The 16,655-nt window shown below is 54.2% G+C and carries 12 protein-coding genes; 5 read left to right on the forward strand and 7 right to left on the reverse strand.

Annotated elements, in window-relative coordinates; all coding sequences use genetic code 11:
* The 3 genes from LJE94_19280 to fusA all read left to right on the forward strand — a co-directional run.
* The coding region (locus LJE94_19280) for a 1-deoxy-D-xylulose-5-phosphate synthase (GenBank protein MCG6912241.1) at nt 1-330 on the forward strand (330 nt) is incomplete at its 5' end.
* Between the two features lie 74 nt (nt 331-404).
* Nucleotides 405-1,148, forward strand: a complete 744-nt coding sequence (locus LJE94_19285) for a TlyA family RNA methyltransferase (GenBank protein ID MCG6912242.1) — start codon at nt 405-407, stop codon at nt 1,146-1,148.
* A 233-nt stretch (nt 1,149-1,381) separates the two neighbouring features.
* Nucleotides 1,382-3,448, forward strand: a complete 2,067-nt coding sequence (gene fusA, locus LJE94_19290; protein ID MCG6912243.1) for an elongation factor G — start codon at nt 1,382-1,384, stop codon at nt 3,446-3,448.
* An 88-nt stretch (nt 3,449-3,536) separates the two neighbouring features.
* Here the strand turns inward: fusA and LJE94_19295 are convergent, their stop codons facing one another.
* Nucleotides 3,537-4,157, reverse strand: coding sequence for a thermonuclease family protein (locus LJE94_19295; protein ID MCG6912244.1), 621 nt, complete (start codon nt 4,155-4,157; stop codon nt 3,537-3,539).
* A gap of 242 nt (nt 4,158-4,399) precedes the next feature.
* A complete protein-coding gene (locus LJE94_19300) occupies nt 4,400-5,521 on the reverse strand; it encodes a DNA photolyase (GenBank protein ID MCG6912245.1) in 1,122 nt (373 codons plus the stop codon).
* 130 nt (nt 5,522-5,651) lie between these two features.
* Here LJE94_19300 and LJE94_19305 point away from each other — a divergent pair, with 130 nt between their 5' ends.
* Both LJE94_19305 and LJE94_19310 read left to right on the forward strand, forming a co-directional pair.
* Nucleotides 5,652-5,879, forward strand: a complete 228-nt coding sequence (locus tag LJE94_19305; protein ID MCG6912246.1) for a hypothetical protein — start codon at nt 5,652-5,654, stop codon at nt 5,877-5,879.
* Between the two features lie 45 nt (nt 5,880-5,924).
* On the forward strand, nt 5,925-8,639 hold the full coding sequence (locus LJE94_19310) for a sensor histidine kinase (GenBank protein ID MCG6912247.1): 2,715 nt from the start codon (nt 5,925-5,927) through the stop codon (nt 8,637-8,639).
* A 267-nt stretch (nt 8,640-8,906) separates the two neighbouring features.
* On the opposite strand, the gene LJE94_19315 is transcribed toward LJE94_19310, so the two are convergent.
* The 5 genes from LJE94_19315 to LJE94_19335 form a co-directional block, all read right to left on the reverse strand.
* Nucleotides 8,907-11,105, reverse strand: a complete 2,199-nt coding sequence (locus LJE94_19315; protein MCG6912248.1) for a hypothetical protein — start codon at nt 11,103-11,105, stop codon at nt 8,907-8,909.
* An 81-nt stretch (nt 11,106-11,186) separates the two neighbouring features.
* Nucleotides 11,187-11,582, reverse strand: coding sequence for a response regulator (locus LJE94_19320; protein MCG6912249.1), 396 nt, complete (start codon nt 11,580-11,582; stop codon nt 11,187-11,189).
* A 298-nt stretch (nt 11,583-11,880) separates the two neighbouring features.
* Complete coding sequence (locus LJE94_19325) at nt 11,881-13,665, reverse strand: sodium:solute symporter family protein (protein MCG6912250.1); 1,785 nt, start codon at nt 13,663-13,665, stop codon at nt 11,881-11,883.
* A gap of 208 nt (nt 13,666-13,873) precedes the next feature.
* The gene (gene acs / locus LJE94_19330) at nt 13,874-15,907 is read right to left on the reverse strand and encodes an acetate--CoA ligase (GenBank protein MCG6912251.1); all 2,034 of its coding nucleotides are present in this window, start codon (nt 15,905-15,907) and stop codon (nt 13,874-13,876) included.
* Between the two features lie 73 nt (nt 15,908-15,980).
* Complete coding sequence (locus LJE94_19335; GenBank protein ID MCG6912252.1) at nt 15,981-16,622, reverse strand: TetR/AcrR family transcriptional regulator; 642 nt, start codon at nt 16,620-16,622, stop codon at nt 15,981-15,983.
* Nucleotides 16,623-16,655 lie beyond the last annotated feature (33 nt).

Here is a 16,655-nt window from a genome sequence, read left to right on the forward strand (position 1 = left end):
CGGAATATTCTCGAAGAAAGGGGCGTGCATGCCACCGTGGTGAATTGCCGCTTTATAAAGCCCGTCGACACGGATACGATCGTCGGGCTTGCGCGGATGATTCCAAGGCTGGTCACCGTGGAGGAGAATACGCTGATGGGCGGTTTCGGGAGCGCTGTGCTGGAAAGCCTGAACGATCACGGCCTTTCCGGATATGCCCTGAAAAGAATCGGCGTCCGGGACGCTTTCGTGGAACACGGTCCGCAATCCGTATTGAGGGCCAGGCACGGGCTGGATGCCCAGGCAATCGTGAATGCGGCCATTGAAGTAAATCAGAAATTAAGAACGTGAAAAGGTAAGAAGTTCAAAGGCTACAAACCTCTCACTTTCTCAACATCTTATCTTCTTCCTTCTGTCTTGGAGATATGCCGCCTCAAGACAAGCAAAGACTGGACCTGGCCCTACTCGACCGGGGGCTGGCACCGAGCCGTCAGCGCGCGCGCGCGATGATCATGGCCGGCAAAATATCGGTCAACAACCAGCGGACAGACAAGCCGGGCGCGTCGGTCACCCCTGCAGACAGCATTGCACTGATCGGTGAGGACATCCCCTATGTCAGCCGGGGCGGGTTAAAGCTGGAAAGGGCTCTCGAGGCGTTCGACATCCGTGTCGAGGGGTACACCTGCCTGGACGTGGGCGCTTCCACCGGCGGTTTTACCGACTGCCTGCTTCAGCATGGGGCCGCAACGGTTTACGCCGTTGACGTCGGTTACGGGCAGTTTGCCTGGTCCTTGAGAAACGACCCGCGGATCATGCTTTTCGAGCGCACCAACATACGGAACTTGGCCATCGAAAAGGTTCCATCCCCCGTCGACATCGCGGTAATCGACGTGTCCTTCATATCCTTGAAAATCGTCGTGCCGGTCATTTTGAAATTTCTCAAGACAAAGGCCACGGTGGCGGCGCTCATCAAACCCCAATTCGAGGTAGGCAAAGGCAAGGTCGGTAAAGGCGGCGTCGTTAAAGACCCCCTGCAGCATCAAAGCGTCATCGATACGTTGACGGCCTTTTTCGAACAATTGAACTTCACCGTCCAACCCGTGATCCCCTCCCCCATCAAAGGCCCTAAAGGCAATACGGAATTTTTGATAGCCATGACATATCAGTAGCCTGTGGTCGGTTGTGTGTGCATCGGCAGTGTTTTACTAATGGCAAATGGCCATTGGACAGGAAAACCATGATGAATGCAAAATGGATGAATTGCGCATGCTTTGAAATAGCGGCGCAGCCGCGCCATATAAAAGATGGGCGCCATCTTTTATTTTGCTTGCTTTTTTCTTTATTTCTCTATAAATATTTAAATTTTGTCGGGAAGAGGATATCAATAAAGAGAGGAGCCTAAATGACTGAAACATTGGACAAATCGAGAAATATCGCCCTGGTGTCCCACGGCGGTGCGGGTAAAACCTCCCTGGCGGAAGTGATCCTATTCAAAACCGGCGTCACCAAGCGAATCGGCAGGGTTGAAGACGGCAACACGGTTATGGATTTCGAGCCTGAAGAACTGAAGAGAAACGCTAGCCTGAGCAGCGGTTTCGGCCAATATGTCTGGGACAAGCACACCATTACCCTGATCGACACGCCCGGTGATCAGAATTTTTTTACCGACACCAAACTCTGCATGCAGGCAGCCGATGGAGCCGTGGTACTTGTGGATGCCGTGGACGGCGTCAAGGTGCAAACCGAGCAGGCCATGGATTTTGCCAAGGACTTCCAAAAGCCCTGTGCGATTTTCGTCAACAAGCTGGACCGTGAAAGGGCCGATTTCGCCAGAACCCTCCAGGACATTCAGAACGCTTTGGAAATGAAACCGATAACGCTGCAGCTGCCCATCGGTTCCGAAGACGCCTTCAAAGGCATTGTGGACCTGGTGGCCATGAAAGCCTACATGTACGATGAAAGCGGCAGGGCCACAGCGGGAGAGATTCCCGGCGACATGCAGGATCAGGTCGAAAGCGAGCGGGAGAAGCTTATCGAGGACGTTGCCGAGGCCGACGATGAATTGATTGAACGCTATCTGGAGGGGGAGGAACTTTCCGACGAAGATATCAACAATGCGCTCAAATCCGGCGTACTGTCGCGGACCTTCGCCCCGGTTCTGTGTGGTTCCGCCATCAAGGGAATCGGTATCGACCTCCTGATGGATTTCGTCAACGACTGTATGCCCTCTCCGTTGGAATCGCCTCCCCGGACCGGAAAGAACCCTGCGGACGGCAGCGAGGTAAAGGTATCCCCCGATCCTGAGGCTCCTTTTTCCGGATTCGTTTTTAAAACCATCGCCGACCCATACGCGGGCAGACTCTCCATATTCAAGGTCGTGTCCGGGACCCTGGGTGCAGAAGGCACTTTCTACAATGCGACCAAAGAATCCAAGGAGCGTTTCAACCAGCTCTTGACGCTTTCCGGCAAAGAGCAGAAACCGGCGTCCGGGGCCGGTCCCGGTGCCATTGTCGCCGTAGCCAAACTCAAGGAAACCACCACCGGAGATACGCTTTGCGACGAGAGCGCCAAGGTCGTATACACCTGTGCCGATCCCCTGCCCCCGCTCATCTCTTTTGCACTGCAGCCCAAATCCAAGGGGGATGAGGACAAGATTTTCAGTTCGCTTTCCAAACTTCTGGAAGAGGACACCGCCCTCAAATTGGACCGCAATGCGGAAACCAAGGAAATTCTGCTTTCCGGCTCGGGGCAGGTCCATATCGAAGCGACCGTCGAAAAACTGAAAAGAAAATTCAATGTCGAGGTCAATCTCAGCACCCCCAAGGTTCCCTACAAGGAAACCATCACGAAAAAGGTCCGGGTTCAGGGAAAACACAAAAAGCAGTCCGGCGGCCACGGGCAGTATGGTGATTGCTGGATCGACATGGAACCGATGCCGAGAGGCGGCGGGTTCGAGTTCGTGGACGCCATTGTCGGCGGCGTCATTCCCAAACAATACATCCCCGCCGTGGAAAAAGGCATCATAGAGGCATGCCCCAAAGGTGTTTTAGCGGGATTTCCGTGCGTCGACTTCAGGGTAACCCTCAACGACGGTTCCTTTCATGCCGTGGATTCTTCGGAAATGGCCTTTAAAATCGCCGGATCCCTTGCCTTCAAAAAAGCGGCCGAGCAGGCCAACCCCGTTCTGTTGGAGCCCATCATGAAAGTGACCATCACCACCCCGGATGAATATATGGGCGACATCATGGGGGATCTCAACGGTCGGCGCGGCCGCGTGCTGGGAATGGACAGCGCCGGCAAAAACCAGGTCATCAACGCACAAGTGCCCATGGCCGAGTTCCTGACCTACGCCCCGGACCTGCGCTCCATGACCGGCGGGCGCGGCATGTTCACCATGGAATTTTCCCATTATGACGAGGTTCCGGCACAATTGGCCGAAAAGATAATTGAAAATTTAAAGCAAGACTAATTTTGCCGGAGGCAAAATTAGGGGACGCGGCTTCGCCGCTATCCAAAATAAAAGAGCGTCTGAAAAATATCCTTTTTCAGACGCTCTTTTATTTTAAGCAGCGTCGACAAGGCGAATATCCCTCCCAGTAGGCCTCCCACTGGTGGGAGAAGAAAACCCGGTTGGCCTTGGCCGTTCGACGGCCGTAGGGACACGTGGGCAGATGAAATCGCTTGGAATGACGGTTGCCTATGTATGTCCCCAGGGTCGGGGACAGGGCACCCCATAGGCCCTTTTTACCTTTCATAGCCGAACGCTGGGCCTGAAGCAGCAGGTCCGCATGTTCCACGTTGGGTGGTTTGTAAAGAAACACGGCCAAGCCGGACGATATCAGGTCCTGATTTACAAACGTACCGTCTTCCAGAAATAGATACGCCAGCAGTCTTCCGTAGCGGTCCCGTGATTCGGAACCGATTTCCATACGGACGCGCTTGTTGCCGGTGAGCTGCCGGTTATAGGCGCGGGCAGCATCGCCGAAAGGTTCGGCCGGCCTGCCTTCATGGGCGATTTCAGGGGTGTCGATGCCGATATACCGCACCTTTTCCCCACTTTTTAGAATGATGGTGTCACCGTCGACGACATAGGCCACGCCCTGCCACTCCTGTGCGGCCAGCGGACATGAAAAAAAGGATATGCACAGAAAGGCCAGAAGAATCCATCCGATGGGCATGGGCGCCAGCGATAGATCTCTTTGTGTCCTTGGTGCGTTTGTGGTTAAATCAGCGACCTCCGGCAGAGCCGAAGGTATAAGGAAGGCCCCTTGAAGGGGCCTACGCTGCCGTCGTCGCTGATTTGTTCCAAGAATTTTTTCTTTTTTTTTATATTTCTGATCAGCAGACATGATTCCACCTTTGAAAATAATAACCGCTTTGACATCTGACGCTCAATGTGCTCAAAATATTTTTTCAGTCCTCAACGATTGAGCCGGTGGCTTACGAAGGGAGTTAACCTGCAATGTTCGACCGCCGCCACATCCAGCATGTGCGGCAGGCCGCCGACATCTTCCGGCTTGAACCCCATGCAGTTTTCCCACACGTCGTCATCCTCCATGCAAAAATAGACACAGAGATCGGGCGCGATCTCCCTGATCCATGACACGATTTTCTGATAAATCTGCATGCGCAGCGGCTTGAAATAACGCATTTTTCCGTCCAGGCCCGGGACAAACTCCCCATAAACGATTTTGGATTGTTGAAAGCGTTCCTGAACGATGCGTTTCAGGGCCGGCATGAACCGGAAGGTCCCCAGGCTGATCCACACGATGTCGCCGGCGGGGATATGGTCGAAAAGGGTTTGGATTACCGCACGGTACTCCTTTTCGCAGCCTTCGTAGATGACGATGGGATCGAAATGGAAGGCAACCGGATATCCCCAGGCGATACAGCGGCGGGCGGCTTTCAGCCTTGCAGACAGCGTTGCGGTGAAACGTTCCTCCGAGCGGATGATCCTTTCCGTATTCAGCGACCAGGAGAGGATCGTTTTCCGGTTGTGCGGAAGGCCTTCGAGGGCATCGATGGCCACGGTTTTTGTTTTTAACTCCAGTACCGCACGCTTCTGTCCGGCAAAGGTCTGAACCAAAAGCGGCGTCAGGTTTGAAAATTTTTCCCAGATCAGGCTGTCGGTAAATTCACCGGTTCCGATGCGCATCACCCGGTCAAGGGAAAAAGCCTGTTCCAGTTCGCGCAGCATCTCATGCTGATTGACGAAGTATTGCAACACGGGCGGATGGAAATAGGCCTGCAATATGCAGTAGGCACAATCCATGCTGCAAAAAGAGGCCACATGCAGGATTTCGTAGCCGCAGCATCTGTACTCCCGGGTGCCCGGGCACGGCTTTAGAAAACTGCCCTTGTTTCTGCAGAGAACGAGGGTCTGCTTTCCACTGGCAACCGGGTCACGGCTGCCGGCGACAACGTCGAAGGCCGCTTTGAGCCCATCGATGACCTGCACGGGAGCGCCCAAATCATCGACGATGGACTGGGCCAGTTCGTTGCCGACCACCTCCCGTTCCATCAATATGTTGGATATCTTCATTATCGAAAAAAACGACTCCTTCCTAAATTGCTTGTACGACAATTAATTGCTTGACACGCTACTCCCATTTTAACATATTCAAATCAATATTTTAATCACATTATCATCGACAACCCCAGGCATAATGCCCATGTCTCATAGCAGCGGCGAAAAAAACAAGCGGTTGGTCGGCCTCTTTCTCTTGGGAGTCCTTTTTTTCAACTTTCCCCTGCTTTCGCTCTTTAATCACAAATCCTACGTGTTGGGATTTCCCCTTTTATATTTGTATATTTTCGGCGTCTGGGTGCTGATGATCGTTCTCATGATGTTCACGACATCCCGCAGCCGGCTGCCAGAAAATCGACCGCCTGAATCGTAATTGGCGGCCGCCGGCCGCCAATTGCAGCGGAGCGCTTCAATTGCCATGATCGCAGCCGAGACCACCATATTTTTTTCCTTCGCTTACATCGGCCTGCTATTCACTATCGCTTACTACGGGGATCGGCGGGCGCGGTTGGGCCGGAGCATTACCAGCAACCCTTATATTTACGCGTTGTCCCTGGCGGTTTACTGCACGGCCTGGACCTTTTACGGCAGCGTCGGGCGTGCGGTCACCTCGGGACCGACATTCCTGACGATTTATATCGGCCCCACCCTGATGATCGCGCTGGGTTGGTTTGTACTCAGAAAGATCATCCGCATCAGCAAGAAGCAGCACATCACCTCCATCGCCGACTTCATCGCCTCGCGGTACGGTAAGAGCCAAACGCTGGGAGGGGTCGTGTCCATCATCGCGGTCATCGGTATCATACCGTATATATCGCTCCAACTGAAAGCCATATCGAAAAGTTTTCACCTGATGATCGGTAGAACGGAAAGTCTTGGCAATGTCGCGATTTTCAACGACTCGGCCTTTTACATTGCTCTGATCCTGGCACTGTTTTCCCTTCTTTTCGGAAGCCGGCATGTGGATGTGACCGAGAGACACGAAGGTCTCGTGGCTGCCATCGCCTTCGAGTCGGTTGTCAAACTGGCGGCTTTCATCGCCGTGGGCATTTTTGTCACCTACGGCATCCACTACGGCATTCGCGATCTGGCGCAACAGGCCCATGCCGTTACCCGGCTGGAAAACCTGTTCACCCTGCCTTCGATGCCGGGGGCTTATACGAACTGGGCATTTCAGATCTTCATTTCCATGATGGCGGTACTTTTCCTGCCGCGTCAGTTCCAGATGGCCGTGGTTGAAAACGTCGACGAAAGACACCTGAACAAGGCGATCTGGCTCTTTCCGCTGTACATGCTGGCGATCAACGTGTTCGTCCTTCCGGTGGCCATTTCAGGCGTGCTGCAGTTCCCGGGGCTGCCGGCGGATCCGGACACTTTCGTCTTGAAGCTCCCCATGGTGAACCATAAGGTCGTTCTGACCATTTTTGTCTTTCTCGGCGGGATGTCCGCTGCCACCGGAATGGTGATTGTCGCCACCATCGCACTGTCGACCATGATCTGCAACGACCTGGTCATGCCCATTCTGTTCAGGCTCACCTTCCTGCGGCTGGCCCAGAGAAAAGACCTCAGCAGCATCCTCCTTAAAATTCGCTGGGGAAGCATCGTACTGGTACTGATGCTGGGCTACGTATATTTCCGATTCATCGGTGAATTCTATCCGCTGGTTTCCATCGGCCTTATATCTTTTGTAGCGGTTGCTCAGTTCGCACCGTCGATCATCGGCGGGATTTTCTGGAAAGGCGCCACACATGCCGGCGCCCTGATCGGGCTGATAGCCGGATTTTGCGTATGGGCCTACACGCTTTTCCTGCCGCATCTCACCCACGGAGGGGTTCTGCCGGACAGTTTCGTTACCCACGGCCCCTTCGGCATATCCCTTTTAAAACCCTACCAACTGCTGGGTCTCACAGGGATCGATCAGATCGCCCATTCCACCTTTTGGAGCATGTTCGTCAACATCGGCGCATATGTCGGCGTGTCTCTTTTCACCATCCCGAAACGCATCGAACGCAACCAGGCGGAATTGTTCGTGGAGGTCTTCAAAGGCGGTGGTAGCGATAAAGATGCCTCATATTGGACGGGCACGGTGTCGCTCCCCGACCTGCAGTCCCTTTTAGGACGCTTTTTAGGAGACCGGCGGGCAAAAGAAGCGCTCGAACGCTATCGGGAAACCTCGCCCGGTATGACCGGGGATGACGTCAGCGCAGACTCGGGCCTCGTCATCCACGCGGAAAGGCTTCTGGCCGGAACCATCGGGTCTGCGTCCGCCGGCATCATGGTCCGGAGCATCCTCAAGGAGGAACCGCCGGGCATCGACGAGGTCATGAATATTGTCGACGAAACGCGTCAATTTATCGCCTACAGCCATGAGCTGGAAAAAACCACGGCTGAACTCAAAGCGGCCAATGAAAGGCTGCAGGAGCTCGACAGGCTCAAGGATGACTTCATTTCCACCGTAACCCATGAGTTGAAAACACCACTCACCTCCGTGCGTTCCCTGACCGAAATTCTGCACGACCACCCTGAAATCGACAATGACCGCAGACAGGCATATTTACAGATTATCGTCAAGGAAAGCGAACGCCTCACACGCCTGATTACCCAGGTGCTTACTTTTCAGAAAATAGACGCCGGCGGCATGGACTGGAACGAAGACATGCTGAACATGGGGCAGATCATTAGCGATGCCATTACGGCTTCGAACCAGCTGATCCAGGAAAGAAACATAACGCTGACAACGAACCTGGATGCCGGCGGAGCCGAATGCATGACCCGGGGAGACAGGGACGGACTGATGCAGGTAATGGTGAACCTCATTTCCAACGCCGTAAAATTTTGTGACCAGCAAAACGGTACGCTGACCATCCGTCTGGAAAAGCGCCGATCCCACATGACCGTTTCCGTGGCAGACAACGGCATCGGCATCAGCAAGGAAGACCACGCGGCCGTCTTTGAAAAATTCAAGCAGGTCAAACACAGCGGTGAAGCCCGACCTTCCGGGACGGGATTGGGCCTTGCCATTGCCAGAAAAATCGTGGAGCAGCACCGGGGACACATCTGGGTGGAAAGTGAACCCGGAAAGGGGGCGACCTTTAAATTTACGATCCCGGCATCACCACTAACGCAGGGCTAAACAGGCTGTCCAAAATAACCCACAGAATCTGCTTCTGGTATCTAAAAGCAGGGCTGAAGCCCTGGCCTAAATTGGAAGAAAAGCATTGATTCACGGAAGGTTATCTTCTTTACTTCCGGATACGAATTTATGTAGCGCGGGGATTTATCCTTGCCAGAGAAAGTTGCGGGGCAAGCTTTTAGGCCATAACCTACTAGGTGTTATTTGATTATTTGGATTTGCTTCGAATTTAGATTTTGGGATTTAGAATTTGCATAACCTGTCGTTTCAATATCTCAATCGCGCATAGTAGGTTTTTTTCGAGGCTTCGCGGGCTTGCTTCAAGGTATATATTCCCATATTGCCCAGCAGGGGCACCATTTTCAAAAAAATTTCGGCTGTCGCCAGGGCGTCGCCCAAGGCGCTGTGTCTGTCGCGAATCTGCACACCCAAACGGCCGGCAATATCGTCCAGGTCGTGACTTCGGTGGGCCGGATGGATCACCCCGGAAAGCAGCAACGTGTCCAGAACCGGGTTGATGAACTTGATGTCGGTCTGCAGTTCACACAACTGGAGCATGCGCATGTCAAAAGCGGCATTGTGCGCCACGAGTATGGTGTCCCGGACAAACTGGTGGAACATGGGAAGGACTTCGGCGATGACGGGTTTGAAGCGCACCATGTCATCGTCGATGCCGTGAATGCGGGTGGATTCCGCAGGGATGCTCCTGTTCGGATTGATCAACTGGTCGAATTTTTCCTCCGTCAGCAGCTGGAGTTTGACGATCCTCAGAGCACCGATGGAAATGATTTGATCCCCTCCTCCGGGGTCCAGTCCCGTCGTTTCCGTATCGAAAACCGTGAAAGTCAGATCGTCCAGCGAACAATCATCCAAAACCGGCGTTTGGCCTGCCTGGCTGAAAAGGTCGAAGTTGTAAAAGCCCGGCTTGTTTTCCGGTAGGACGGTGGCACTGCGTTTGGCATCGGTTTGGTAGGAGCGGTACATGGGCAAATAGATGCGCATGCATGAGCGGTTCTCAAGCTCTCGGCACGCATAGGGCCATATTTCGGCGGCATGGTGATCGAGAACTTCCTTGAGATACAGGGGAAGCCCTTCACCGTCAATCTGCAGTTCCTGGTTCTCCCACTTGCGCAGTTTTTCTATGGGGATAGGATCACCCAACCATTCAAAATCGACATGCACAAACTTATCTTCAACGGCGAATCCGCACCCCATCTCTTCCGCCGTCGAATTCGCCCTGATTTTTTTTAGCAGAAAGAGAAAGATGAGCATGATCGTGTAGGTGTCGACATTGACCCTGATCCGCTCGTCGCCGGGGGCTACACGCAAACGGATATCGAGCATCTCTTCAGCTTTATGTCCGAGTGTGTTCAAAAGATAGCCTACCGAAACCGGAACGAGCGGCCACTGCGTTTTGACCATCAGAAACGATTCGTCCGATTCTTTTTGAATCAGCTTCCCAACAGCCCCGGTTTCATGCGCGATAATTTCAAGTAGCTGCATCCGTTTGGCATCCTCCATTTCCGGATATTCCCTCAGGATTCCAATGGCGGATGAGATGCTGGCCACCGAATGTCGCATTTGGGAAAAAAACGCACGCAGGAGAAAGGCCGATCGGGTTTCATCCCTCAGCCCCTGGGTAATATCACTGAAAATGATGATGAAACCTGAAAATTTTCGACGTGAAGTCAGAATCGGCACAGTTTCGGCCCGCAGCAGCCGGTTGCCTTTGGCCGTCAATACAAAATTGACCACCGCATTCTCTTCTTCACGGTCCAAACGCGCGTGTATCTCGTCCAGGGCATAATGCACGATGTGGCGGTCGATCAGATCGAAAACGGAGCGGCCGATACCGAGGTATCGCCTTCCCGGATAAGCCTTGGCGCCGTCTGCTTCCCCCCCGTCCGGTGTCGCCTGCGAAGAACCGGCGGGCGCTTCATTGAAGTATCTTTTGGCCTGGCTGTTGTAGAGGATGATCTGGCCGTCATGATTGCAGATCAGCACCGCATCGGGCAGTTCGGCCATGATGGCGGCCAGAATATTTTTTTCCTCTTCCAGTTGCGCCTTGGCGATGTTAATCCGTGTGGATACGCTCTTTTCCAGGTCTTCGTACTGTTCAGCCATGCGGTTGATGCGCCCGACCAGTTGCATGAAGTCCTTGCCCCCTTCCAGGTGTATGCGGTGTGACGGATTTACGGAATGGATCAGATCCACTTCCTCTGCAAGCCTGCTGGTTGGAATGATGTACGCACGGAACACCCAGTCGAGCATGAAACCGATCCCGGCCAGCAGGACAAAGCCGGCGGCGAAAAAGTAGGCAAAATAATCAACGAGAATGTCCCTGATCAGCCGCTGTTCTTCCATGGCCAGCTGCTGCCAGAAGAGCACCAGCAGCACAATGATGAATATTCCGGAAAAAACGACCGAAAGGAGGACGAACCAGATGAATTTATTCTTCGTGTCCATCTAATTTAAAATTTTATCAAGCAGCAGAAAGGAATTTTTGGTTAAGGTTGCGAGAACATCTGGATATTGAAAAGGATATCTTCAACAAGAGTGTGTAGCAGGGGGGGGGCAATTGTCAAGCAACTTCTCGACGCTCTCGATGATCTCCTGGTTGGAAAACGGTTTCGTAATGTATTTGTCGGCGCCCAGCACCATGCCCTTGGCGATGTCGACCTCCCTGCCCTTGGCGGATAGAAAAACAATCTTCATATTACGCCACTCGGGTTTCAAACGCACGATTTCGCACACCTCGAAACCGTCTATTCCGGGCAGCATGATGTCAAGCAGAACCAGATCCGGCCGATAGCGGGATATGGATTCCAGGGCCTCTTCGCCGCTCTTGGCAACCTGAACGTCATAGCCGTTTTGCTCCATTAAAAACTGCAGCGGGATGATGATATTGGGCTCATCGTCGACGATAAGAATTTTTTTCGGCATGCTGGCAGGTCCTCAATCGGAAGGTGTGGCGGACGTTATCGATAAGCTGTTTTTTGATTCATCCCGATTAGGGCAACTTTTACGGTTGCATTGCAATAAAAGGCGATCAATCGGTCCATTCGGACGGGCGGCGGCTCCACAAAGGGCCACCGCCCGTTTTCAGTTTATTCGATACCTGCTATCCCCACAGGCCCCAACCGAACGAGGCCGTAAACAGGATGCAGAATATAATGATGGCTATCAACCATTTGAGATCACTAGTCATGTCTGATACCTCCTTACATTGTGAACATGGGTGTTAGGCTTCCTTGACGACAATCATCTGCTCTTTGTCGGCACGTTCGATCTGCTCCTCGGAGGTGGTGGACATCTCCGCCTTGAAGCACAAAGCCCACATCATGACGATGCCCAGGATCCACCAGGCGATCTGCCAGGACCACAGCGGCGTGAAGCCGCAGAACGAAAAGGCGTTGTTGCCCAGGAGGCACGCCGGGCCGATAGCGAAAAAGTACCAGATCGGCACGACGATCTTCATGGCGTTACGCCACTTGCGGCCGGATTCGGTGGGCGAGTCGATGCTGTCCAGCCACTCGCGCACCTCGGCCTGCCGTTTCTGGGTTTCCTCGCTGTCCTTGAAGCCCACTGCGCGGCAGCCGTAGGCGACCACCAGACCGGCAAAGAGTCCCCAGAAGGCCGTGTGCATGGAAAGAGGATACTTATACGAAAATGGGAACGAGTAGGTCATGAAGCAGGCGGCAATGGCTGCAATCAAGCCCAGGGTGGCGCCGATGCTGGGGAACTTGAAGCCCCAGTGCACGCCTAAAAGCAGCAAATACATGATAAAGCCGAAAGCCGTCGCGAACCCGCCGATCATGACGATGGCGTCGCTGGAGGTCAGGCTGACCACCACCGCCGCCAGGGTGATGACGGTGGCCAGGACGCGGTTCATCCAGATCTGCTCGGAATGGCTGGCTTCCTGCTTCTTGATATAGCGCCAGTAAACATCGCGCAGCAAAATGGTGCCGCCCGTGCCGATGTAGGGGGCTGCCGTGGAGTGAATGGCGGCGATGGCGCCGACAAACACGATGCCCAGCATGGGGCCGGGTAGAAACTTGACCATCAGCATGGGCACCACATCGCCGTCCACCTTGGGGGCCAGTTCACCGGCCATCTGCAAAATGCGCGCACCCATGCCCTGGAAGGCCGTGAAGAAGAACAGGGCCAGGCCGACCACGAAAGTGGACATGAAAGCCTGCTGCCAGGCCAGCGGCTTAGGGGACTTGATGCCGAAGTTCCACAGGGTGAAGGCCGGCGAGGACTGAATACCCATGAGGGCGAACATGTAGGTCAGGATCATCATGGCCGTCCAACCGCCACCTAATCCCCAATGGATCAAACGGGGAACCTCCGTGTATTTGGCGTCAAGCGCATTTACCTTCTGGCTGAAAGCGGCCCAACCGCCGATGACATCCGAGGTGACGACGTACCACCCCAGAATCATGATACCGCCCACCAGCAGGCAGAACTGCAGCACGCCTACCCAGGTGGAGGCGCGCAGGCCACCGGACACCACGTAGAACCAGACGATGAAGGCCATGAAGATCAAACCGAAGGTCATGGGGACGCCCGCCACCCAGTAGAACAGCTTGGCGGCCGCGATCAGCTGCAGGCCCGAGTAGAACATGGAGTAGAGAAAAGCGGCGATGACGGTGAGCCAGCGCACGGCTTCGTTGTTGTAGTAGTACGCGAACATGTCGCCCGGGGTGATGAATCCGTAGCGTTTGCCCATCAGCCAGTTGCGCTTGGCGAAAAAGGCGCCGGTGATGGGAATGGTCAACACGTAGAAAGACGCGAATGCATAGGCAAGACCGGCCGCCCAGATCAGTCCCGGATGCCCGACAAAGGTCCACCCGGAAAAGGAGGCCGCCGTAGCCGCCATCAGAAAGGCGATGAAGGGAATCGAACGACCGGCAATGGCGTAGCCGGCAGAGGTTTTTTCGGTGAAGTACCCTTTCAACCCCCAGTAAAAGCAGTAAACGATGTATATACCTAGAAAAACATAGACCCAAGTGGTTCCACCCATAATGTTTCCTCCTGTGTCATCTGTCAGTATTTATGACGCGATAACTGCTAAAGTTAAAATCGTCTGCCTGACAATTCAGGCAATACCTATCACCTCCTTTCATCGACAACAAATTTAGTATGTGGTTCAAAGCAGTGGAACAAATGCCGTTTGTGCGGCATGGCGGCCAACCGCATACAGCGGTCCACCGTCACACCGCTCAAAACAGTTATTTCTGGACCATGTCCTTGATGGCCGTCACAATTTCGGGGTTGGCCAGCGTCGTGACGTCCCCCTCGTCGGCATTGTTGGATATCGCCCCCAGAACGCGGCGCATGATCTTGCCGGAGCGTGTTTTGGGCATGTCGGGCACGATCCACACCTTGCGCGGTTTGGCGATCTTGCCGATTTCGTTGCACACGGCATCGTTGATCTTCTGTGCCAGTTCATCGCTTGCTTCAAAGCCCGGTTTCAGGGCAACGTATAGATCCGGTTCCCGGCCCTTTATTTCATGGGCCACGGGCACGACGGCCGCTTCGGCCACCTCTTCGACCACCAGGGCCGCGGATTCGATCTCCTTGGTGCCCAGCCGGTGGCCCGAAACGTTGATCACGTCGTCGATGCGCCCCAGTATCCTGAAATAGCCGTCCGGCGCTTCCACGGCGGCGTCACCGGTCATGTAGGGCCAGTCCCGCCAATCCTTTGAATCAGGGTTTCTACAGTAGCGGGCGTAATAGGTGTCGACGAAGCGCTGGCGATCTCCCCAGATGGTCTGGAAGCCGCCGGGCCAGGGGTTCTGGATGCAGATGTTGCCCGCTTTTCCGGCCCCTTTGGGCAGTTTTTCGCCCTCGTCGTCATAGATGATGGGATGAATCCCGGGCACTCCCGGACCGGCACTGCCCGGCTTCATGGGCGTGATGCCGGGCAGCGTGCTGCAGAGAAACCCTCCGGTTTCCGTCTGCCACCAGGTGTCCACGATGATGGCCTCGCCCTTGCCGACTTTTTCATGGTACCATTTCCATACTTCGGGTTCGATGGGCTCGCCCACGGTGGTCATGTGCTTGAAGTGGTAGTTGTATTTGGCCGGCTCGTCCGGGCCGATTTTACGCAGGGCCCTGATGGTGGTGGGCGCGGTGTGGAAGATGTTGACATCCAGATCCTGGGCGATGCGCCACGCCCGTCCGGCATCCGGATAGGTGGGGACGCCCTCGTAGACCACCGTGGATGCGCAGATGGCCAGCGGGCCGTAGACGATGTAGGAATGCCCGGTGATCCAGCCGATGTCGGCCATGCACCAGTACACGTCTTCCGGATGGATGTCCTGAACATATTTTGACGTGCCGGCAACGTAGGCGAGATACCCGCCGGTGCTGTGCTGGCAGCCTTTGGGTTTGCCGGTGGTGCCGCTGGTGTACATCAAAAAGAGCGGGGCCTCGGCCGGCATGGGAACGGGGTCCACACGGGCGCCGTAGTAGTCCTTCAGGAGGTCGTTCACAAAGTAGTCGCGTCCCTCCACCATGGGTGTGGGGCTGGAAGCTTTGCCGGGGTAACGCTGCCAGACCAGTACCTTGTCGACCTTCTGGCCGTCTTTTTCGGCCAGTTCACAGGCGATGTCGGCGTTCTTTTTGTGATCCAGCAAAGTTCCGCTGCGGTAATAGGCGTCCGCCGTGATGAGCACACGGCTGTTCGAGTCGACGATCCGGTCGGCGCAAGCCCTTCCGCTGAAGCCGCCGAACACCTGGGAGTGGATCACGCCCAGCCTGGCGCAGGCCAGCATGGTAATGGGAAGCTCGGCCAGCATGGGCATGTGCAGGGTGACCCTGTCACCGGCCTTCAAGCCGGCATAGTCGCGCAGCAGGGCGGCAAATTCGTTCACGCGCACATACAGTTCCTGGTAAGTTAGATGTACATAATTCTCTTCGGGGGGTTCCGGAACGAAATGGATCGCCGTCTTGTTCTTGTTATCGGTCAGGTGCCGGTCGATGCAGTTGTAACTGGCGTTGATCTTACCGCCGACAAACCACTTCCAGCAGGGGGCGTCACTGGTGTCCAAAGTCGTGTGCCAGTATTCGTACCAGTCCAGCAGATCGGCGTATTCCTTGTAACAGTTTGGAAAATTGTCCAGGCTGAAGCGATCGTAAATACCGGGGTCGGTCACGTTGGCCTGGGCGACGAACTCGTAAGATGGATAGTAATAGTCCTCCTCCTGCCAGTGAACAGCGATTTGGGCCTCAGATGTTTCTACAACCTCTTTCTCCGCCATATTAAACCCTCCTTCGTTGAATGATGATGTGACTGTGGTACCGTTTGTTTACTCCCCACCCTCTTCCTGAAAATCAGGAACGAATCTGTCCGCGAATACCTCTTTTGAATATGTCAAAAGCCGTATCGAGCGTTTCTTTCAGGTAATCCTTGTCTTCATTGATGATCTTCTTGCTGGTTTCCCAGAGGACGACACCGGAAAAGAGGGACCAGACAATGTCGGCTAGGGCGATCGGCCGTTCTTCTATGTAAATGCCGCTCTGCACCCCCTCTTCGAATATTTTGGCCATTTCGGAAAGTGAATTTCTTGACAGCTTTTTTATTTCGGCCAAAAGTCCGGGCGTCAGATTTTTCAGCGTTTCACTGGATTGCAGGTGAAACATGTTGATCAGAATCATGGGGTCGAACTCGTAAACATCGTACATGGCATGCTTGAGCGCATCGACACGTTGATCGATGCTCAGGTTTTCGTCGCTGTTCAAGTGCTCCAGCCTTATATATAGGTAGTGCAGAATCCTGAGGGAGAGTGATGCGTAAAGCTCGTCCTTGTTTTTAAAATAGAGATATAGGGTTCCCGGGCTGAGTTCAGCCTCGTTGGCAATGTCCTCCATGGTGGCTTTGCTGAAGCCCTTGTCAGAGAAGACCCGCTTGGCGGCAACGATGATCTGCTGCCTCCGGCGCTCACGTTCCCTCTCTTTTCTTTCTTGAATGCCCATGTATAATGAACCTTATTTAGTTCTTAAATTCTT

The sequence above is a fragment of the Deltaproteobacteria bacterium genome (genome assembly GCA_022340465.1).
Classification (GTDB): Bacteria; Desulfobacterota; Desulfobacteria; order Desulfobacterales; family B30-G6; genus JAJDNW01.

What these genes read in the sequence shown, in the direction of transcription:
- LJE94_19285 (MCG6912242.1), top strand. Translation starts at nt 405, where the DNA reads ATGCCGCCTCAAGACAAGCAAAGACTGGACCTGGCCCTACTCGACCGG.
- fusA (MCG6912243.1), top strand. Translation starts at nt 1,382, where the DNA reads ATGACTGAAACATTGGACAAATCGAGAAATATCGCCCTGGTGTCCCAC.
- LJE94_19295 (MCG6912244.1), bottom strand. Translation starts at nt 4,157, where the DNA reads ATGCCCATCGGATGGATTCTTCTGGCCTTTCTGTGCATATCCTTTTTT.
- LJE94_19300 (MCG6912245.1), bottom strand. Translation starts at nt 5,521, where the DNA reads ATGAAGATATCCAACATATTGATGGAACGGGAGGTGGTCGGCAACGAA.
- LJE94_19305 (MCG6912246.1), top strand. Translation starts at nt 5,652, where the DNA reads ATGTCTCATAGCAGCGGCGAAAAAAACAAGCGGTTGGTCGGCCTCTTT.
- LJE94_19310 (MCG6912247.1), top strand. Translation starts at nt 5,925, where the DNA reads ATGATCGCAGCCGAGACCACCATATTTTTTTCCTTCGCTTACATCGGC.
- LJE94_19315 (MCG6912248.1), bottom strand. Translation starts at nt 11,105, where the DNA reads ATGGACACGAAGAATAAATTCATCTGGTTCGTCCTCCTTTCGGTCGTT.
- LJE94_19320 (MCG6912249.1), bottom strand. Translation starts at nt 11,582, where the DNA reads ATGCCGAAAAAAATTCTTATCGTCGACGATGAGCCCAATATCATCATC.
- LJE94_19325 (MCG6912250.1), bottom strand. Translation starts at nt 13,665, where the DNA reads ATGGGTGGAACCACTTGGGTCTATGTTTTTCTAGGTATATACATCGTT.
- acs (MCG6912251.1), bottom strand. Translation starts at nt 15,907, where the DNA reads ATGGCGGAGAAAGAGGTTGTAGAAACATCTGAGGCCCAAATCGCTGTT.
- LJE94_19335 (MCG6912252.1), bottom strand. Translation starts at nt 16,622, where the DNA reads ATGGGCATTCAAGAAAGAAAAGAGAGGGAACGTGAGCGCCGGAGGCAG.